This window comes from Mycolicibacterium boenickei, assembly GCF_010731295.1.
GTDB classification, from domain to species: domain Bacteria; phylum Actinomycetota; class Actinomycetes; order Mycobacteriales; family Mycobacteriaceae; genus Mycobacterium; species Mycobacterium boenickei.
Map to the genome: position 1 here is coordinate 6,226,715 of NZ_AP022579.1, position 19,385 is coordinate 6,246,099.

Genomic DNA, 19,385 nt, shown 5'->3' on the forward strand with positions numbered 1-19,385 from the left:
GGTCGCGAAAATCGCCCCAGCACAACCCAGGGGTCGAAAAGCGCGCGAAAAATCAGCTCCCGACGGTCAGGCCGACCTTCTGGAACTCCTTGAGATCGCAGTAGCCCGCCTTGGCCATCGACCGCCGCAGCCCGCCGACCAGGTTCAGCGACCCGAACGGATCGTCGGACGGACCGGTCAGCACCTGTTCCAGGCCCGGGCGTTCGCCGACCGCCACCTGCAGCAGGGCGCCGCGCGGCAACGACGGGTGCGCCGCGGCGGTCGGCCAGAACCAGCCACCGCCCTGGGCCTCGGCCGCCACTGCCAGCGGCGTGCCCAGCACGACGGCGTCCGCGCCGCAGGCGATCGCCTTGGCCAGGTCGCCCGAGGTGTGGATGTCGCCATCGGCCAGCACGTGCACGTAGCGTCCGCCGGTCTCGTCGAGGTACTCACGGCGGGCGGCGGCCGCATCGGCGATCGCGGTGGCCATCGGCACGCTGATGCCGAGCACCTCGTCGCTCGTGGTCACCCCGGCCGTGGAGCCGTAGCCGACGATCACGCCGGCCGCACCGGTGCGCATCAGGTGCAGCGCGGTGCGGTGGTCGAGCACACCGCCGGCCACCACGGGCACGTCGAGCTCGGAGATGAACGTCTTCAGGTTCAGCGGCTCACCGTCGGAGGCCACGCGCTCGGCGGAGATGATGGTGCCCTGGATGACCAGCAGGTCGATGCCGGCGGCCACCAGAGTGGGGGTCAGGGCCTGGGCGTTCTGCGGGCTGACGCGCACGGCCGTGGTCACCCCGGCCTCGCGGATGCGGGCCACCGCGGCGCCGAGTAGCTCGGGATCCAGCGGCTCGGCATGCAACTGCTGCAGCATCCGGATGGCAGCCGAATCGTCGTCGGCGTTCGCCGCCACATCGAGGACCTGGGCGATCTTCGCCTCGACATCGGCGTGCCTGCCGATCAGCCCCTCACCGTTGAGCACGCCGAGCCCGCCGAGCCGGCCCATCTCGATCGCGAACTCCACCGACACCAGGGAGTCGGTGGGATGCGCGACAACCGGAACCTCGAAGCGATAGGCATCGAGCTGCCAGGCCGTCGACACGTCCTTGGACGAACGGGTGCGCCGGGACGGCACGATCGTGACGTCATCGAGTTCGTAGGTGCGGCGGGCGGTTCTGCCCATGCCGATTTCAACCATGTCGCGCATGACTGTTCTTAGTCTCCTGCCCCACCGATTCAGCGGGTGTAGTAGTTGGGGGCCTCGACAGTCATGGTGATGTCGTGCGGGTGGCTTTCCTTCAACCCGGCCGCCGTGATCTGGACGAACTGCGCCTGCTGCAGCTGCTCGATGGTCGCCGAGCCGGTGTAGCCCATCGCGGCCCGCAAACCGCCGGTCAGCTGGTGGATCACCGTCCCGAGCGGACCGCGGAACGGCACCCGGCCCTCGATGCCCTCGGGCACCAACTTGTCCTCGGAGAGCACGTCGTCCTGGAAGTAGCGGTCCTTGGAGTAGGACTTGCCGCCGCCGCGTCCCTGCATGGCGCCCAGCGAGCCCATGCCGCGGTAGCTCTTGAACTGCTTGCCGTTGACGAAGATCAGCTCACCGGGCGACTCGGCGGTGCCGGCCAGCAGCGAGCCCAGCATGGCCGTCGATGCGCCGGCGGCCAGCGCCTTGGCGATGTCACCGGAGTACTGCAGACCGCCGTCGGCGATCACCGGGACGCCGTAGGGCTTGCAGGCCGCGACGGCTTCGAGGATGGCGGTGATCTGCGGGGCGCCGACACCGGCGACCACGCGGGTGGTGCAGATCGAGCCGGGGCCCACACCGACCTTGACGGCGTCGGCACCGGCCTGCACGAGTGCGGAGGCCGCAGCCCGGGTCGCGACGTTGCCGCCGACCACCTCGACGCGGTCACCCACGGCCTGCTTCACCCGCGCCACCATGTCGAGCACGCCGCGGTTGTGGGCGTGGGCGGTGTCGACGATCAGCACGTCGACACCCGCGTCGACCAGGGTCATGGCCCGGGCCCAGGCGTCATCGCCGACGCCGACCGCGGCGCCGACCAGCAGCCGGCCATCGCTGTCCTTGGTGGCCAACGGGAACTGCTCGGTCTTGACGAAATCCTTGACCGTGATCAGGCCGGTCAGCTTGCCGTGCCCGTCGACGATCGGCAGTTTCTCGATCTTGTGGCGGCGCAGCAGGCCGAGCGCGGCTTCGGCCGAAACGCCTTCCTGCGCGGTGATCAGCGGCGGCTTGGTCATCACCTCGGCGACGGGCTTGTTCTCGTCCACCTCGAACCGCATGTCGCGGTTGGTGATGATCCCGACGAGCTGGCCGTCGTTGTCGACGACCGGCAGACCCGAGATCCGGAACCGGGCGCACATCGCGTCGACCTCGGCCAGGGTGTTGGTCGGCGAGCAGGTGACCGGGTCGGTGACCATGCCGGCCTCGGAGCGCTTCACGATCTCCACCTGGGCGGCCTGTTCGGCGGCGGGCAGGTTGCGGTGCAGCACACCCATGCCGCCGGCGCGGGCCATCGCGATGGCCATCCGCGATTCGGTGACGGTGTCCATCGCGGAGCTGACCAACGGCACCCGCAGACGGATGTTGCGGGTCAGCTGGCTCGAGGTGTCGGCAGCGGCGGGAACTACATCGGAGGCCGCAGGCAGCAGCAGCACATCATCAAAGGTGAGGCCGAGCATTGCGACCTTGGTGGGGTCATCGCCACCGGTCGGCACCGGTACGGCGATGGGAACGCTGCTTTCAGCGATCGACATGGGTGGGGCCTCCAGTGGCAGGCGTGGGGCTTATAACCCGATTCTATCGGCTCGGATATTTACAGTGATGTTGCCGCTCCTCGCACCCGCGCCTGCAGATCAGGACGGCTGGCGCGATGGGAGTGCGGCTGCGTAGTGTGGGACTCGTGCGTGACCACCTCCCCCCTGGTTTGCCGCCCGATCCGTTTGCCGACGATCCTTGCGATCCGTCGGCTGCGCTGGACGCGATCGAGCCGGGCCAGCCTCTGGACCCCCAGGAACGGACGGCAGTCGAGGCAGATCTCGCTGATCTGGCGGTGTACGAAGCGTTGTTGGCACACAAGGGAATTCGTGGCCTCGTCGTCTGCTGTGACGAATGCCAGCAGGACCACTACCACGACTGGGACATGCTGCGGGCCAACCTGCTGCAGCTGCTTGTCGACGGCACGGTGCGCCCGCACGAGCCGGCCTACGATCCTGAGCCCGACGCCTATGTGACGTGGGACTACTGCCGCGGTTACGCCGACGCGTCCCTCAACGAGGCCACCTCGGACACCGACGGCTACCGCTGACCGCCTAGCCCCGGCAACAGGGGCAGTTCGATCCCCGGCAATGCCGGGCCCTCACCATTACGCCCGCCCGACGGGCCCTCGTGACCTGCGCCACTTCCGGTCTCGGCAGGCGCTGCCGTCGACGTGTGCGCCGGAGGTGCCGACGGCACCGACGTGGGCTCCACCGCCGGCGCGACGGTAGTGGTGGTCACCGGTGCCTCAGCCGCCGGAGCGGCCGAAGTGGTGGGTGCCGATGTCGTACGCGTCGCCGACGGCTGCGGCGCGGGCGACGACGGGGCACTCGTGCTCGGCTCGGCGCTGGACGTCGGTGCCGGTGACACAGACGAGGATGGCGTCGACGGCGCAGTGGTGCTCGGTTGCGAGGTCCCAGGCTCCGCCGGCGTGGATGTTGCCGACGGGTTGGAGGTCTCCGAGCCGGGCGAGGTTTCCGTCGGCGAGGTGGGCGAGGTCGAAGGCCCGGTCGTCGGCGTCGACGTCGGGGTCTCCCCGGACGGGCTCTCGGCCGGCGTCGACGGGGTCGTCGTCACCGTCACCTCGGGCAGCACCACCGGCGGCGCATCGGGCGGCACGGTCGCGTTCGGATCGCGGTTCTCCACCTTCACCGACAGCTGCTGCCACTGGTCGACGAGTTCCTGCTTGCGCTGCTCGTCACCGACGGTGGCGACCGTGGTGGTCAGCGTCTGCAGCTTCTGCTGCGCCTGTTCCCACTGTCCTTCGTCGATCAGCTGCTGAACCTGCTTGAGCTCACTGGACGCCAACTCGACGCCCACGTCGCGCGTCACCGGCGCCGAGCCGAAGACCAGGCCGCGCACGCCGTAGAGCGCGTCACCCGGACCGGAGCCGTACACCGCCGCACCGAACCCGCCCAGGCACAGCAGCGCGGCGGCCATCGACCCCACCAGGGCCATCGGCATCCGCACCCGGCCCTGCGAGGTGGCCTTGTTGAGCGCCGCCACGGCCTCACGGGGCGTCGCGATACCCGACATCGGGGTACGCCGCGCCTCGTCGCGCCACCCGGCCAGCAGGACGGCCAGTTCGGCCTCTTCCCGGTCGGTGGCATAGACCTGGTGCTCGAGGGACAACGCCTCGATGAATTTCTCGGACCGGTTGATCTCGTTGAGGGACGGATCACCACCGTTCGAAGTCCAGCGGCCGAAGTCAGGCATGGTCACGCCCCGTCGCCATGATCTCGGTCTTGAGCCGGGCCAGCGCCCGGTGCTGCGCGACGCGCACCGCGCCGGCGGTGCTGCCGACGGCCTCGGCCGTCTCTTCCGCACTCAAGCCGACCACGACCCGCAGGATGAGGATCTCGCGCTGCTTCTCGGGCAGCACGGACAGCAGCCTGGCCATCCGTTCCGACGACTCGGTGTCGAGCGCGGACTGCTCGGGCCCCGCGTCAAGGGAGAACCGCTCGGGCACCACATCCGTGGGCTCGGCACGATTCCTGGCCGCCGCGCGATGCGCGTCAGCAACCTTGTGCGCAGCGATGCCATAGACAAAGGCCAGGAACGGGCGTCCCTGATCTTTGTAGCGCGGCAGCGCCGTTATGGCGGCCAAGCAAACCTCCTGCGCAACGTCATCAGCTGACAGACCACTACGCTCGGTCGCCCCCACCCTCGCCCGCACATATCGAACGACGATCGGCCGAATGATCTCCAGCACTTCCGAGAGCGCGTTCCGATCACCTGCCACTGCCTCAGCAACGACAATGTCGAGACGGTCTCCCGAACTTGTCATCGTGGGCGATCTCTCCAGCGTTACGTTGCACCGACACTCGCGGCGATTGGCTCAGCTAAACAATAACGATCGGGGTGGGGTAACCGTGATTAGCGCCCGGCCCACACCCCGCCTCTGCGACGCACTGTATCGGCGCTGAGGTCCCGGATCGCGCTGATTTGTTCAGCATCGTGCGAGGCACTGCCGATATCGGCCAGCACGCAGGCCACCGCCCACCGCAGCGGGATCAACCCGGATTTGTCGGTGGCCAGCAGTGCCGCGTCGGCGACCTCCCGCGCCTCGTCGATCTGACCGGCGCTGCACAGCGCCGCGGCCAGCACGACATCAGACTTGACGACGTGACGCGTCGAACGGTGTCCGGCCGCCGTGGCGACACCGCGGCGGGCGTGTGCGAGCGCAGTCGTACCGTCGCCCCGGACCATCGCCAGTTCGGCGCTCACCCACGCCAGCCGGATCGACTGCCGTGAGCCCTCGGGCGTGTCGAGGGCGCGCGCCCGCTCGAGCAGCCGGGCCGATACACCGAACCGGCCGAGCCCGAGGGCATCGGCGGCCAGCCCGACGAGCGCGTCCGCCGCGGCCTCGGCATCGGCGCCGTACTCAGCCCACGCCCGGCCGTCGGCGCCGCGAGCGCGCGCATGCCCGCCCAGCTGGCGAAGGAACGAGGCGCGCGTGCTGTACGCCAGCGACACGAGTGAACCGGAATCCCGGCACCGCAGGATCGCGTCGAGTTCGGCGAGAGCACAGCCGTAGCGCCCCTGCCCGCCTGCGGCGACCGCCCGCAGCCAACGCTCCTGCGGAGTGGTGGCGGATGGCAACGGCCACCGCCCGGGGTCGGCCCCGAAGGCGGCGTCAGCCAGGGCCGAAGCGGCCGCTGCGATTGCAGTCATCGGTTCGCGACGCTATCAATCCCGGGGGCAATGCAGATCCCCGGGCAACCCGGTACCGGCGGATACACCGAAATTCACTTTGCTCCCCGGTCATTAGTTAACAATTGATGGCTTGAATGTTAATGGCATGTCAACTAACTATCGCCCGCCCGGAATTGCATACAACGCCCCCGCCTGCCCGAACAGGGGAAACGCGAACGGGGTGGCCAGAGTCTTAACACTCATGTCTCAGCCGAAGCGTCACAACGATGAACGTGATGTAAATTCTCGACCTGCGGTTATGCCCTTTAGCACACCGGCGGCCTATTGACTCGCTTTATTCAGTCCCCCTAGTTTGTGTGCACGAGCGGTCATCGGCGACACGAGCTCAGTTCGGTTCCACCGACTCATACCCGCCCACTTTTGGCGAAATGGGCGAGCAGAGAGGGGTTTTCCATATGCCGCAACCGCAGCAGCTTCCCGGACCCAATGCGGATATCTGGGATTGGCAAATGCAGGGACTTTGCCGTGGTGTCGATTCGTCGATGTTCTTCCACCCCGATGGTGAGCGCGGACGGGCTCGGGCTCAACGTGAGCTACGCGCCAAGGAGATGTGCCGCAGCTGCCCCGTGATCACCCAGTGCCGTTCCCACGCGCTGGCCGTCGGTGAGCCGTACGGCATCTGGGGCGGCCTGAGCGAGTCCGAGCGCGAGCTGTTGCTCAAGCGAGGCATCCGCCGCAGCGCCTGAGCAATACCGCAAAACTTCACTCGCCGATCTGAAAAGGCTCCATCCCACCGGGGTGGGGCCTTTTCAGTTGTCAGCTTCAGGGTTGATCATCCTGCGACGAAGGCGGCCAGCGACAGCACCGCGAGCACGAGAAACGCCGCAGGAAAGGCGATGTTGTAGAAGACCTGCGCGCGAATGTGGGTGATGACGGCGCCGATGAAAAACGCGATCAGTCCGACCGCGGCGGCGATGCCGAGCGGTGGGAACACGAACAGGCCCACGAGCAGTCCGACGGCGGCCGCGCCCTTGAGGAGCCCGAGTACCGGAACCCAGGACCGCGGGACACCGACCTCTGCCGAGTTGGCCAGCACGAAACTGGCCCCGACCAGGTCACCGACAGCCATCGCCGCATTGGCCGCGATGGTGATCGCGACGATCAACGTCGCGATCACGCCGAGTTGCAGCGTCATGATTTGTCGCCTCCAATGTTCGGCTGGCGAATCGTTCACTGTGTTGACGCGGGCCGAGCGTGAAACGTGACACTGCGCGCACGAACAGACGTCAAAGTCCCCCAGATCGCTTGATTTGGGGGACTTTGACGTCTTCTCGCCGGTCAGGCGTTCTGCTGAGCCTCCTCCGCGGCATCCGGATCCGGCAGGCTCTGCACATCGCCGTCGAGATCAGAGGTGATGTAGCCGGTCAGTGACTGCTGGAAGGCGTTCATGGTGGCGTCGGCCTTCAGGGAGCCGGTGTGCGTTCCGGTGACGGTGACGTCCGCCAGATAGTGCACCTCGTTCTGGCTGGCGGCGTAGTCGGCCGACTCGTAGCCGTTGAGGATCATGCCGTCCTCGTTGACGTAGTCGGTGTAGACGACCTTGCGGGTGGTATGCCCCGTCGCGTCGGTGGTCTCGGTGACCACCGCGGTGCCACCCTTTGCGCCGGAGTACGTTCCGGCTGCCGGCAGCGGCGTCGTGTTGGCGACATAGCTGCCGAGCTCGGGCGCCCAGTCCGGGTCCGGAGTCGAGCGATCGGCTGCGACCGGACCGACGCTGGTCGTGTACTTCAGGTTCGCGATGACCAGTCGAGATTGGGTCGGATCGTCGACACTGGACTCCCAGAAGGTGACCGCGGTGCCATCGGGATTCCAGCTGGGCATGCTTCGAGCCGCGTATCCGTCGCCGGTGTCGAACAACGGAATTCCGTTCTCGCCCTCCAGCTCGTCGCCGACCTCGACCGCCCACTCCTGATTCGAGACGTTGATCGGTTGCGCGTACATCCCATAGACCGGCGCGCCGACGTAGACCGGCAGGAAGTTCTGCCGCTCGATCCTCGTCATCGGTGTGAGTGCGTCGAGGCCGCGCGTGCTGCCGATCGCGATCCACTGCTGGTTGGGTGAGAGATCGGTGTCTTCGTCGTAGTCGGGGTTGGCCGTCAGCCGGGTCACCTCGCCGGTCTCCAGATTGACGATGATGTCATCGACATTGCCCGCGTCATATTGGCCGCCGAGGATGATCACGCCCTTGCCGTCCGGGGTCCACTGCTTACCTTCACCGGTCGCGTAGACCACCCGCGCATCGGTGACCTCGTACCCGTTCTCGGTGCGGGTCAAGGTGCCCACGACCGGGAGGGCCTGCAGGGCGTTGTTCTGGCCCACCACAATTCGGGTGAACAGGACGTGCGTTCCGTCGGGAGACGGTCTCATCTCACGCTGACGGTCGATGATGTACCCGCCGCCGTCCGGCGTCGTGACCGGCACCAGTTCCTTGCCGTTGACTCCGGTTTCCAGGACGGAGTAGCGGGGCGCCTCCCCCTCGACGTTCACCAGCACCAGCACCCGTCCCGAACCGTCCGTGAAGGGAACCGGTTTGGCCAGGTTGCCGGTCTCGTCGGTGGACACGCCGCACGTCACGCATTCGACATGCGAACCGTCGATGCTGATCTGGTAGATCTCGGTCCGGCCGCCGGCGGTAGGTGTGCCCGAGAAGTAGATGGACTGCCCGTCTTCGGAGTAGCGCGGATTGACCGGATTCTTGACGCCGTCAGGCATCTCCAGGATCACCCGTTCGACTTCGGGATTCAGTACCGACACGGCGATGTCCGATTGAGCGCTGTGCGGGCGGAACAGGCTGAGCAGGTTGGTCTTTCCGTCGGTGACGGACACCGTGAACGAGTCGGTCTGGATCGAGTCGTAGTCGATGTCATCCGGGGTGTAGGTGTATTCCCCCGTCTCCTGATCGATGGTCACCGTGCCGTGCTCGGGTTGCTTGGTGATGGTGTACGTGAGCTCGTCGCCCTCGGCATCGACGGCACCGATGTTGCCCGTGACGGTCTGTCCGGTCTGCACCGTGGTGGTGGGATCGTCGGAAATCGTGGGTGCTTGGTTGAATGCGTTGCGCCGCACCCAGGCCAGCAGCGCCCACGCCATCGGGGTCAGCGGCTCCGGTGAATCCGGAGCCGGCGCCAAGAACGGGTTGAGAATCTCGGTGACGATGCCGTTCACGAATCCGAATACGCCAGAACCGACTTCGTCGACCGCGGCAACGGCGTTGACCGGGGTGACCGCCGCCGTTGCCGCCGGAGTCTGCACCGCTTCGCTGACCGCGTCGGCGTCGAACGACTTCGCGGGTGCCGCGGTGATCGACTCGGCTGCGGAGTCGGAGACCTGCTTGACCGCCTCGCGGGCGTTGCCGATTCCGAGCGAGGCGCTCACCTTCGAGGCTGCGTTGTCCAGTGCGGATGCCACGGTATTCAACGATTTCTCAACGTCATTGACCGACGGGAGGTGCGTCGGCTTCGAATCGTTCTCGGCCGGAATGGGTGCCGTCGACTCGGCGCCGGCCTCAGCTACCGCATCCGTCGCGTTCGAAGCGGCGGGCTCCGGCAACTCCGGTCGGGCCCCGATTCCGGGAATCACCGCCGACGGACGATGTGGCACGTTCACCGGCCCGAGCTTGATGTCGCGGGAGCCGATCTTGATGCTGTGCGCCCCACCGCTACTGCTGATCGTCACGCCAGGTGCGACCTGGATGCTCGACGACGTCTTTCCCGAATTCTTCGGGCCCGTTTTCACGCCGGTTGCGGCAGGTCCGCCCGCCGACGTCGGGTCGCCATCGCTCGCGCTCGTGGATGCACCTGCGGCCGTTGGGGTTCCGCCGGTGGCCGATCCCGCGGTTGAGGCCGAGGACTCCGAACTTGTCGACGGCGAGTCCGCCGATGTGCCGTCGGTCTCGGCCGCGGAGATCCCGTACCCGGTCGCCACCGCGGCGACCAACCACGCCGCGACGGCCATGCCGCCGTATCCGCTGACTTTCAGGGCGGTGTGGCCTGCTGTTCGGGATGGTGCGCGAGAGGCCGGCGTACTCGATGCGAGCGGGGCGGGCACACGGTTGACGGGTTGACGGTCGCTGCTCATATTCGACTCCATACGACGTCGCAATAATTTGGTCGATCGATCAAGAACGGTGACACAGACCACATCGAGCTGTCAACGACCAGCTCAAGAAGCTTGATCATTTGATCAATTCCGAAACCCCGCCGCGCGTCGATCCGCAACTGCGGGGTTCGGCGGGAAGACTCATGCGACGATCCGACCCGAAGCGATCGGACAACCCGCTGAGGAGACTGGCATGACATCTGAGCAAGCCGAGCGCGACGGCGTGGTGACCGTCGCAGAAACCGGCGCCGGGACCTACACCCAGCAGGTCACCGCCGGACGTCACCAATTCGTCGCCGACGAACCGCTTCCGGTAGGCGACGACGCCGGCCCGAATCCCTACGACCTGGTGTTGGCCGGCCTGGGCGCGTGTACGTCGATGACGGTGCGGATGTATGCCAACCGGAAGGGCTGGCCGCTTGAGCAGGTACGAGTATCGTTGCGGCACTCACGTATTCATGCCAAAGACTGCGCCGACTGCGAGACCGCCAAGGGCATGATCGACCATATCGATCGCGAGATCGAGTTGGTCGGCGAGCTCGATGACACCCAGCGGGAGCGCCTCATGGGCATCGCCGAACGCTGCCCCGTGCATCAGACCCTGACCTCGTCGGTCCACATCACCACGACGGCGATTTCGTGATCTGCCGACACCGTCACGACCGCCAGGCGTAGGAAAGAAGGCATGACCGACAACTGGAACGACAAGATCATCGCGGAGTTCCGCGCCAACGGCGGCAAGGTCGGCGGGCCGTTCGAGGGTGCGACGCTGCTCCTGCTACACACCACCGGGGCCAAGTCCGGCAAGGAACGCGTCAACCCGGTGATGGCATTCGACCTCGACGGGAAACTCGCCATCGTCGGGTCCTACGCGGGCGCTGACGTCGACCCCGCGTGGTTGCACAATCTGCGTGCGCATCCCGATGCCCACATCGAGATCGGCACCGACGCCTACGACGTGCACGCGCGCGAGATGCCACTGGCCGAGCGCGACGCCGCCTACCCACGCATCGTCGAAAAGGCACCGGGATTCGGGGAATACCAGACCAAGACCGACCGGGTCATCCCGGTCATCGAATTGCAGCGCCGCTGATACTGCCCGCGCTCGAGTCCCGGTGAGCGGAACGGCACTCCGGGACCGGAATTCCCGGGCCCTACCGTCGGGCCATGACATCACAGCCGACCATGCGTGCGATGGTGCTGGACGAGTTCGGCGGACCCGAGGTCCTCTACCCGGCGTCGATCGACCGGCCGTCGGCCGCGCCGAACGGCGTGGTGATCCACGTCGCCTACGCCGGGGTGAACCCGGCCGACTGGAAGAACCGCGAAGGGTGGCTGGCCCAGTTCTTCGAATACCGGTTCCCGTTCGTGCTGGGTTTCGACGCGGCCGGCGTCATCACGGAAGTGGGCGCCGACGTCACCGACCTGACGGTCGGCGACCGGGTGCTCACCGCGTCGAACATGGGCCGCGGGGAACGCGGCACCTACGCCGAGTACGTGGCCTCCGACCGGGAACGCGTTGTCAAGCTGCCCGACTCGATCAGCTTCGCCGAGGCGGCCGCGATTCCGACCGCGGGGTGCACCTGTTGGGAGGCGCTGTTCGACGTCGGCGGTGTCACCGAAGGCTCGTCGGTGCTGATCAACGGCGGCGCGGGCGGCATGGGTAGCTACGCGATCCAGCTCGCCGCGACAGCCGGGGCAAGGGTGGCCGCCACATGCGGGCCGTCAAACCTCAGCTATGTCCGCGACCTGGGCGCCGACCTGGCCATCGACTACCGACAGGGAGGGGTCCGAGAGCAGGTGCGCGAGTGGGCACCCGAGGGTGTCGACCTGGTGGTCGACACGGTGGGGCAGGGCTCCCTGACCGACTCGATCGAGATGGTGCGACGTGGTGGCATCGTCACCCCGATCGCGACGCTGATCGCCGACGAGCCGATGCCCGATCCGGTCCGGGCCGCCGAGCTCGGTGTGTCGGTGGTCCCGACCATGTCCAACTACGCCAATCAGGAACGCCAGCTCAACGCACTGGTCGACGCGCTCGCGACCGGCCGCATCCGCGCCCCACACATCGAGATCCTGCAGCTGGAGGAGGCCGCCGAAGCGCAACGCCGTATCGCCGGGGGCCACGTCCGGGGCAAGATCCTCCTCGAGGTCAATGCCAGCCTGATGCCCAGCTGAGCCGGCCCGCTCGCTACACCCGCTCCCCCGACCAGCTGGGCGGACGCTTGTCGATGAACGCCTGCACCCCTTCGAGCGCGCTGGGGTCCATCATGTTGCAGGCCATCGTCGTCCCGGCATCGGCGTATGCGGACTCGATGCCGACGTCGATCTGGCGGTAGAACAACGCCTTTCCCATCGCGATGGCCACCCGGGGCTTCGCCACGATGCTGGCGACCACCGTCTCCACTTCCGCGTCGAGGGCGTCGGCCGGCACCACCCTGTTCACCAGGCCCAGCACCCGGGCCTGCTCGGCAGAGATGAATTCACCGGTCACGAGCATCTCGAAGGCAGCCTTACGCGGGACGTTGCGCGAGAGAGCCACTCCCGGTGTCGCGCAGAACAACCCGACGTTGACGCCGCTGACGGCGAACCGTGCGTCGTCACTTGCCACCGCGAGATCGCACATCGCGACCAGCTGGCAGCCTGCCGCCGTCGCGATCCCCTGAACCCGGGCGATCACGGGCACCGGAAGCCGTTGAATCGACAGCATCATCGCGGTGCACTGGGCGAACAGCCGCTCGTAGTACTCCGTCGACGGCTCGGCCCGCATCTCCTTGAGGTCATGCCCGGCGCAGAACGCCTTCCCTGATGCGCCGAGCACCACGGCCCGCACCGTGTCGTCCCGGGACAGCGCGTCCATGGTGTCGCCGAGCGCGGTCAGCATCGCCTCCGACAACGCATTGAAGGCCTGGGGCCGGTTCAATGTCAGCGTGACGACACCGCGATCGTCGCGATCCTGCAGCAGCAGTGTCATGGCTCGATCAGCACCTTGAGGGCCTCGCGGTCGGCCATCGCCCGGTAGCCGTCGGGGGTTTCGTCGAGGCCGATGGTGCGGTCGAAGACCCGCCCGGGCTCGATGGTGCCGTCGAGTACGTCGGGCATGAGTTCCTCGATGTAGGCGCGCGCGGGCGCCACTCCGCCGGTGAGCGTGACATTTCGGAAGAAGGTGCCGAAACCCATTGGCACCTGGGTGTATTGAGATACCCCGAGCCGACTGACGCGGCCACCGGCGCGGACCGCCTCGAGCGCGGTGGCGACCGAGGGCTCGGTACCGACGCACTCGATCACCGCGTGGGTGCCGTCACCACCGGTCAGTTCGCGGATCTTCGCGACGGCTTCGTCACCGCGTTCGGCGACGACGTCGGTGGCGCCGAACTCGCGCCCCAGGTCGGTCCGGACCTTGTGGCGTCCGTTGAGGATGATCTGCTCGGCGCCCAGTCGCTTGGCGGCCAGCACCGCGCACAACCCCACCGCGCCGTCACCGATGACCGTCACCGAGGATCCCGGCCCGACCCCGGCCGTCACCACTCCGTGGTGGCCGGTGCAGAACACGTCCGACAGGGTCAGCAGGGACGGCATCAGCGCCGCATCCTCGGCCACCGGGAGCTTCACCAACGTGCCCTGCGCTTGGGGAACGCGCACGGCCTCACCCTGGCCGGCGTCGACTCCGGGCGCACCCCACCCGCCGCCATGGCGGCACGACGTCTGCAGCCCCTCCCGGCAGAAGTCGCACGTGTTGTCCGCCCAGACGAACGGCGCGACCACCACGTCCCCGCGCTGCAGGCCGGAGACGTCGGAGCCGACGTCCTCGACGACGCCGATGAACTCGTGGCCCATCCGGCGACCACCGTCCTTGTGCGGCATGGATTGGTACGGCCACAGGTCACTGCCACAGATGCAGGCCCGGGTGACGCGCACGATGGCGTCGGTCGGCTCCTTCACGATGGGGTCGGGCACGTTCTCGACACGCACGTCGCCGGCCCCATACATCACGGTTGCTCGCATGCTCAGTTCCTTCACTCGTCCAGACGGCAGGTGAGACCCAACGCCTCGAGGCTATGCCGGTGGGCGGAATGCGGGGAGTGAACGCGGTTCGAGGTTGAGCGCTCACTGTCCGGTCGCGAGTTGCCCGTCCGTCCATTCGTTCGGGCGAGAATTCGAAACCCTCGCCGACATCGAGGCGCGAGTCCGGTTCAGAAGTTCACACCCGAGAACATGATCCGGCCCGGGTCATACTTCTGTCGAATAGCAGCCAGCCGCGGCAGGTTTGCGCCGAAATACCGTGATGCCGGCTGGTTGGCCTCGAGGTAGTTCACATAGCCGCCCACCGAATACGGCGCCACGGCCTGATGTGCGGTAGCGAGCCAATTGGCTGCCGGCGCAGGCGAACCGGAGGTCTCGACATACCACTGCACCAGAGCGGACTGCCGCCGCCACGGGAACGCGGTATCCCCCGGCCCCACAGTGGCCAACGCGCCGTCGAGCGCGTGCATGATCACCAACGGCCGGCCGGCCCCGCCGGGGAACGCATTGAAAGCCGCCGCGATCCCCTGCGCGGCAGCGGGAGTGATCGACTGGAAGACATCGGACCCGCCGACATAACCGAGCGGTGACGGATTGAGGTTGTCTGCGGCAAGGAACTTCACCAGGTCCAGGTAATTGAATGTGCGGTTCTCGGTCCCGGCCGGCTGCAGGCCCACCGCTTTGACGACCGAGGCGGCGACGCTGTCACCTGACCCGGCCGGGCAGGTCGCCAGGATGCGGCAGTGCGCGCCCTGCGGGTCGGTGACGGTGTCCGCCAGCGCCCAGCTGCTGCGGTCAGCGGTCCGCAGCCAGTTCTGCCACCCGACCAGAACCTGCGCGAAAGACTGCAGCGGGAAATGGAGGCCGACCACGTCCACGTCGCCGATGGGGAACGTGGCGAAGGTCAGAGCGGTGGTCACCCCGAAGTTGCCGCCGCCACCACCGCGCAACGCCCAGAACAGATCTGGATTCTCGTTCGCCGACGCTGTGACTCCTGCGCCGCCGGGCAGCACCACCGTCGCCGACACCAACTGATCGCACATCAGACCCGCATGCCGCGATTGGGCGCCCAGTCCTCCGCCCAGGGCGTGCCCGGCGGCGCCGACCGTCGGACAGGTACCGGTGGGGATCCCCCGGCCGACTCCGGCCAAAGTCTGGTGAATCGCATATAGACCGGTCGCGGGCGTCACGGTGACATACCCGGTGCCTGCGTCGTAGTTGATGTCGCCGGGCAACTGCCGCAGGTCCAGGACCATCGTGCCGTTGGCCGTCGACGCACCGACGTAGGAATGCCCACCACCGCGTGCAGCGACCTTGAGGTTGTGGGACGCAGCGAAAGTCATCGCCTTCTGCACATCCGCCGCCGATGTCGGCGTGACGACCGCCGCCGGGGTCAGGCCGTTGAAGTTGGTGTTGAAAACACTTTTGGCGGAAGCGAATTGTCCACCGTTGTCCGGCAGGATCACCTGCCCGTTGATGGCGGCCGACAGGTCACCCCAGCCGGAGGCCCGGGGTTCGGCAGCTGCCCGGCTCGATCCGAACACCGCGCCGGCGGCCAACGCCCCCACCGCGCCGCGCAGGAATGTCTGACGCGAGACCCCGCGCGGTGTCTCCCGCGGTACCGTCATGTCCGAATTGTCGGCCACCGGCGGCGAAAAACCGCCGTGCCACACGTGGATCCAGGTATCAGTCCGATACCGATTCTGTCCCGAGGCTACGATCGCCAGCGCCGGGTGATCGCCCGGTTCCGACAGCACATCTGGAGGCCAGCGCCGTGAGCGCACCGTCGAACCCGAACGTGATCCCCGCCTACGCCACGCTCCCCGATCTTTCGCTGGACGACGAGGACCGCGCCACCCTGACCTCGGAGATCTGGGGCATGCTGGTCACCGGCAACGACGACGTCGAGGAGTTCCTCGAGATCTACGCCGAGGACTACGAACTCACCGACGAGCAGCTCACCGCGGCCTTCGCGGCGCTGCGCGAGTCGAGGCTGCGTCAGCAGACCGAAATCGGTGATTACCGGTCCCGGACGCTGGCGGCGTTCGAGGAACTCAACGCCAACGGCGTGATCGCCCGCGCCGACTTCTCCTGCTGCGGCACCTGCGCCTCCGCCGAGATCGGCGACGAGCGCGACGACAGCCGCCACTGGAGCGGTTACATCTACTTCCACAGCCAGGACACCGACCGCCTGGTCGAGGACGGCAGCACCTACATCGGCTACGGGGCGTTCGCGCCCGAGAACTTCGACGAGGACGCGTACAACCAGCTGAGCGACGAGGCGAAGGAAGGCCTGTACTTCAGCGATGTGGCCCGCATGCTCGACGAGGTCGTGTTCCCGATCGTGCGCCGCCACGGCATCGAACCGGAGTGGAACCGCGATCTGGGGACGCGGGTCCTGCTCACCAACGCGGATTGGTACGCGCCGATCGAGAGCTGACGATCCGGCGCGGGTGGTCTACGCCCGAGCCTGCGCCAATTCGGCGAGGTGCTTGAGCGAGTTGTCCAGGTGCTGCCGGTCGAACGGCGGGAACTCGATGTGCTCGCGCAGCTCGGCCGGCACCGCCGACCAGTCGTAGGTCAGGGTGACCTCGGTCTGGTCGGCACCGATCGGCTTGAGGTCGTACCGCCAGACCCAACCGCCGAATTCGAGGTGCGCGTCGTCATCGCCCTGCCCCGGCAGCCAGGCGATCGCGTGCGGCGGATCGAATACCTCGACCCGGTTGGCCATCTCGTAGTGCATGCCGCCGTAGTTGTCGTGGTACATCGCCATCCGGAAGATCTGGCCCACCTCGGTCAGCTGCTTGCCGTCGAGCGACTCCCGCACCCAGCCGGTGCCGTCGATCGCCTGATGGGTGGTCGGGTCGGCCAGCACCGCAAACACGGTGCCGGCCGGCGCATTGATGGCGCACGCGGCGCTCATGGTCTCGTCAGTCATACCCGTACCGACCTGTACGGGTTCACAAACTCATCGTGTCTGCGCATGGATCATCGAGCCTGCGCTGGGATCGCTGTTTGGCCGAAAAATGCGATCTCACCGCAGTCTCGGCGAGCAATTCAGCCCGCCAACGAAAACACCCCCGGCTCAAGAGGACCGGGGGTGTTCTACGGGACTACCTAGTGAGCGTGACCGTGATGGCCGTGCCCGTGATCTTCTTCCTCGGCAGGCTTGTCCACGACGGCCGTCTCGGTCGTCAAGATCATGCGCGCCACCGATGCGGCATTGAGCACCGCCGAGCGGGTCACCTTGGCCGGGTCCACGATGCCCTCGGCGACCAGGTCGCCGTAGGAGAGCGTGGCGGCGTTGAAGCCCTGCCCGTTCGACTGCTCGCTGACCTTGTTCACCACAACCGAGCCGTCCAGGCCGGCGTTGGTGGCGATCCAGTACAGCGGGGCCGACAGCGCGGAGGCGAACACCTCGACGCCGAGGGCCTCGTCGCCCTTGACCTCGCCGCGCAGCTTGTCGAGAGCAGAGCGAGCCTGCACGAGCGCGGCGCCACCACCGGTGACGATGCCCTCCTCGACGGCAGCCTTGGCCGCCGCGACGGCGTCCTCGACCGCTTCCTTGCGCTTCTTCAGGTCGGTCTCGGTGGCCGCGCCGACCTTGATCACCGCGACGCCGCCGGACAGCTTGGCCAGCCGTTCCTGCAGCTTCTCGCGATCCCAGTCGGAGTCGGTGGTCTCGATCTCGGCCTTGAGCTGCTTGACCCGATCGGCAACCGCGTCGGCCGAACCGCCGCCGTCAACGATCACGGTGCTGTCCTTGTTGACCACCACGCGACGCGCGGTGCCCAGCACGTCCAGGCCGGCCTCACGCAGCACCAGGCCCACGTCGGGGTTCACGACCTGGCCGCCCGTGACGATCGCGAGATCGTCCAGGAACGCCTTGCGACGATCGCCGAAGAACGGCGCCTTGACGGCGACGGCCTTGAGCGTCTTGCGGATGGCGTTGACGACCAGCGTGGACAGGGCTTCGCCCTCGACGTCCTCGGCGATGATCAGCAGCGGCTTGCCGCTCTCGGCGACCTTCTCCAGCAACGGCAGCAGGTCGGGCAGCGAGCTGATCTTGTCGCGGTGCAGCAGCACCAGGGCGTCTTCGAGCACGGCTTCCTGCGAATCGAAGTCGTTGACGAAGTACGCCGAGATGAAGCCCTTGTCGAAGCCGACGCCCTCGGTGACCTCGAGCTCGGTGTTCAGCGTCGAGGACTCCTCGATGGTGACCACACCGTCGTGACCGACCTTGGTCATCGCCTCGCCGACCAGCTGGCCGATCTGCTCATCGCGTGAGGACACCGTGGCGACCTGGGCGATGGCCTTTTCGTCCGACACCGGGGTGGCGGCGGCCAGGAGGGCCTCGGACACGGCGTCGGCGGCCTTGCCGATGCCCTGACCCAGGGCGATGGGGTTGGCACCGGCCGCGACGTTGCGCAGGCCGGCCTTGACCAGGGCCTGTGCCAGGACGGTGGCGGTGGTGGTGCCGTCGCCTGCGACGTCGTTGGTCTTGGTGGCGACCGACTTCACCAGCTGGGCACCGAGGTTCTCGAACGGGTCTTCCAGGTCGATCTCGCGCGCGATGGTCACACCGTCATTGGTGACCTGCGGGCCGCCGAAGGCCTTGGCGAGCACCACGTTCCGACCGCGCGGACCCAGCGTCACCTTGACCGCATCGGCGAGCTTGTCGACGCCGGCCTCCATGGCCCGGCGCGCAGTCTCGTTGAACTCAATCTGCTTGCTCATAAGTCTCTTTCATGACTCCTAACGCATACCGCCCCGGAAACCGCCCGCACTGAACGCGGGGATCTCCGGGGCGGACGCACGAGTACTTACTTGGCGACGACAGCCAGCACGTCGCGGGCCGACAGGATCAGGTACTCCTCGCCGTTGTACTTGATCTCGGTGCCGCCGTACTTGCTGTAGATGACGGTGTCGCCCTCGGCAACGTCCAGGGGGATCCGCTTCTCGCCGTCCTCATCCCAGCGGCCGGGGCCAACTGCGACGACGGTGCCTTCCTGCGGCTTTTCCTTGGCGGTGTCGGGGATGACCAGACCGGAAGCGGTCGTGGTCTCGGCCGCGTTGGCCTGAACGAGGATCTTGTCCTCGAGTGGCTTGATGTTGACTGCCACGATGGAAGCCCTCCACTTGTTTGGGTGTGGATCCGGGGGGATCCCCAGATGCCGGTTACCAGGTGTTCGGCATGCGCCCGTGCCCCTCGCTCCGTCGTCGCGGGTGCCGGCGCTGGGGGGTTGGCCGCGTGCCACCTAGCACTCTATACATGCGAGTGCTAGCA

The 19,385-nt window shown here is 67.2% G+C and carries 20 protein-coding genes; 7 read left to right on the forward strand and 13 right to left on the reverse strand.

Annotated features, from left to right (window positions below):
• Nucleotides 1-52: 52 nt before the first annotated feature.
• Together G6N57_RS29830 and guaB are read right to left on the reverse strand one after the other, a co-directional pair.
• On the reverse strand, nucleotides 53-1,189 hold the full coding sequence (locus tag G6N57_RS29830; RefSeq protein ID WP_097925766.1) for a GuaB3 family IMP dehydrogenase-related protein: 1,137 nt from the start codon (nucleotides 1,187-1,189) through the stop codon (nucleotides 53-55).
• Nucleotides 1,190-1,218: 29 nt separating this feature from the next.
• The gene (guaB, locus tag G6N57_RS29835) at nucleotides 1,219-2,760 is read right to left on the reverse strand and encodes an IMP dehydrogenase (protein WP_077743970.1); all 1,542 of its coding nucleotides are present in this window, start codon (nucleotides 2,758-2,760) and stop codon (nucleotides 1,219-1,221) included.
• Nucleotides 2,761-2,906: 146 nt separating this feature from the next.
• Here guaB and G6N57_RS29840 point away from each other — a divergent pair, with 146 nt between their 5' ends.
• Entirely contained in the window at nucleotides 2,907-3,311 is a 405-nt protein-coding gene (locus G6N57_RS29840; RefSeq protein ID WP_003882245.1) for a DUF5319 domain-containing protein, read from the forward strand.
• Here G6N57_RS29840 and G6N57_RS29845 read toward each other — a convergent pair.
• From G6N57_RS29845 to G6N57_RS29855, 3 genes are all read right to left on the reverse strand, one after another.
• Nucleotides 3,302-4,477, reverse strand: a complete 1,176-nt coding sequence (locus G6N57_RS29845) for an anti-sigma-D factor RsdA (RefSeq protein ID WP_077743981.1) — start codon at nucleotides 4,475-4,477, stop codon at nucleotides 3,302-3,304. The two genes, G6N57_RS29840 and G6N57_RS29845, sit on opposite strands and share 10 nt — an antisense overlap.
• Nucleotides 4,470-5,048, reverse strand: coding sequence for a sigma-70 family RNA polymerase sigma factor (locus G6N57_RS29850; RefSeq protein ID WP_077743971.1), 579 nt, complete (start codon nucleotides 5,046-5,048; stop codon nucleotides 4,470-4,472). Before G6N57_RS29850 ends, G6N57_RS29845 begins: the two co-directional genes overlap by 8 nt.
• Before the next feature lie 89 nt (nucleotides 5,049-5,137).
• Nucleotides 5,138-5,935: a hypothetical protein gene (locus G6N57_RS29855; RefSeq protein ID WP_097925765.1), complete on the reverse strand. Its 798-nt coding sequence runs from the start codon at nucleotides 5,933-5,935 to the stop codon at nucleotides 5,138-5,140.
• Nucleotides 5,936-6,372: 437 nt separating this feature from the next.
• Here G6N57_RS29855 and G6N57_RS29860 point away from each other — a divergent pair, with 437 nt between their 5' ends.
• Complete coding sequence (locus G6N57_RS29860; RefSeq protein WP_036390075.1) at nucleotides 6,373-6,663, forward strand: WhiB family transcriptional regulator; 291 nt, start codon at nucleotides 6,373-6,375, stop codon at nucleotides 6,661-6,663.
• A gap of 86 nt (nucleotides 6,664-6,749) precedes the next feature.
• On the opposite strand, the gene G6N57_RS29865 is transcribed toward G6N57_RS29860, so the two are convergent.
• Nucleotides 6,750-7,112, reverse strand: a complete 363-nt coding sequence (locus G6N57_RS29865; RefSeq protein ID WP_077743922.1) for a DoxX family protein — start codon at nucleotides 7,110-7,112, stop codon at nucleotides 6,750-6,752.
• A 143-nt stretch (nucleotides 7,113-7,255) separates the two neighbouring features.
• Nucleotides 7,256-9,352, reverse strand: coding sequence for a cadherin-like domain-containing protein (locus G6N57_RS29870; protein WP_234815562.1), 2,097 nt, complete (start codon nucleotides 9,350-9,352; stop codon nucleotides 7,256-7,258).
• Between G6N57_RS29870 and G6N57_RS31870 the strand changes: the two genes are divergently transcribed.
• The 4 genes from G6N57_RS31870 to G6N57_RS29885 all read left to right on the forward strand — a co-directional run bounded on the left by G6N57_RS31870 (nucleotide 9,309) and on the right by G6N57_RS29885 (nucleotide 12,253).
• Nucleotides 9,309-10,040, forward strand: a complete 732-nt coding sequence (locus tag G6N57_RS31870) for a hypothetical protein (protein WP_220096900.1) — start codon at nucleotides 9,309-9,311, stop codon at nucleotides 10,038-10,040. The two genes, G6N57_RS29870 and G6N57_RS31870, sit on opposite strands and share 44 nt — an antisense overlap.
• 228 nt (nucleotides 10,041-10,268) lie before the next feature.
• Nucleotides 10,269-10,718, forward strand: coding sequence for an OsmC family protein (locus tag G6N57_RS29875; RefSeq protein ID WP_077743924.1), 450 nt, complete (start codon nucleotides 10,269-10,271; stop codon nucleotides 10,716-10,718).
• A 42-nt stretch (nucleotides 10,719-10,760) separates the two neighbouring features.
• Nucleotides 10,761-11,168, forward strand: a complete 408-nt coding sequence (locus tag G6N57_RS29880; RefSeq protein WP_077743925.1) for a nitroreductase family deazaflavin-dependent oxidoreductase — start codon at nucleotides 10,761-10,763, stop codon at nucleotides 11,166-11,168.
• Nucleotides 11,169-11,242: 74 nt separating this feature from the next.
• Nucleotides 11,243-12,253 carry an NADP-dependent oxidoreductase gene (locus tag G6N57_RS29885; RefSeq protein WP_234815561.1) on the forward strand — a complete coding sequence of 337 codons (1,011 nt, stop codon included), beginning with the start codon at nucleotides 11,243-11,245 and terminating at the stop codon, nucleotides 12,251-12,253.
• A gap of 13 nt (nucleotides 12,254-12,266) precedes the next feature.
• On the opposite strand, the gene G6N57_RS29890 is transcribed toward G6N57_RS29885, so the two are convergent.
• From G6N57_RS29890 to G6N57_RS29900, 3 genes are all read right to left on the reverse strand, one after another.
• Nucleotides 12,267-13,049: an enoyl-CoA hydratase gene (locus G6N57_RS29890; RefSeq protein ID WP_077743926.1), complete on the reverse strand. Its 783-nt coding sequence runs from the start codon at nucleotides 13,047-13,049 to the stop codon at nucleotides 12,267-12,269.
• On the reverse strand, nucleotides 13,046-14,080 hold the full coding sequence (locus tag G6N57_RS29895; protein ID WP_077743973.1) for a zinc-dependent alcohol dehydrogenase family protein: 1,035 nt from the start codon (nucleotides 14,078-14,080) through the stop codon (nucleotides 13,046-13,048). The genes G6N57_RS29890 and G6N57_RS29895 overlap by 4 nt, the downstream gene beginning before the upstream one ends.
• 188 nt (nucleotides 14,081-14,268) lie before the next feature.
• Nucleotides 14,269-15,726, reverse strand: coding sequence for an FAD-binding oxidoreductase (locus tag G6N57_RS29900; protein ID WP_077743927.1), 1,458 nt, complete (start codon nucleotides 15,724-15,726; stop codon nucleotides 14,269-14,271).
• A gap of 146 nt (nucleotides 15,727-15,872) precedes the next feature.
• Between G6N57_RS29900 and G6N57_RS29905 the strand changes: the two genes are divergently transcribed.
• A complete protein-coding gene (locus tag G6N57_RS29905) occupies nucleotides 15,873-16,538 on the forward strand; it encodes a DUF6891 domain-containing protein (RefSeq protein WP_234815560.1) in 666 nt (221 codons plus the stop codon).
• 18 nt (nucleotides 16,539-16,556) lie between these two features.
• On the opposite strand, the gene G6N57_RS29910 is transcribed toward G6N57_RS29905, so the two are convergent.
• The 3 genes from G6N57_RS29910 to groES all read right to left on the reverse strand — a co-directional run bounded on the left by G6N57_RS29910 (nucleotide 16,557) and on the right by groES (nucleotide 19,224).
• Nucleotides 16,557-17,036: an SRPBCC family protein gene (locus G6N57_RS29910; RefSeq protein WP_077743928.1), complete on the reverse strand. Its 480-nt coding sequence runs from the start codon at nucleotides 17,034-17,036 to the stop codon at nucleotides 16,557-16,559.
• Between the two features lie 179 nt (nucleotides 17,037-17,215).
• Nucleotides 17,216-18,835 (reverse strand): chaperonin GroEL, encoded by a 1,620-nt coding sequence (gene groL / locus G6N57_RS29915; protein WP_077743929.1) that lies wholly within the window; start codon nucleotides 18,833-18,835, stop codon nucleotides 17,216-17,218.
• An 86-nt stretch (nucleotides 18,836-18,921) separates the two neighbouring features.
• Nucleotides 18,922-19,224, reverse strand: coding sequence for a co-chaperone GroES (gene groES / locus G6N57_RS29920; protein ID WP_036390082.1), 303 nt, complete (start codon nucleotides 19,222-19,224; stop codon nucleotides 18,922-18,924).
• Between the last annotated feature and the right edge of the window lie 161 nt (nucleotides 19,225-19,385).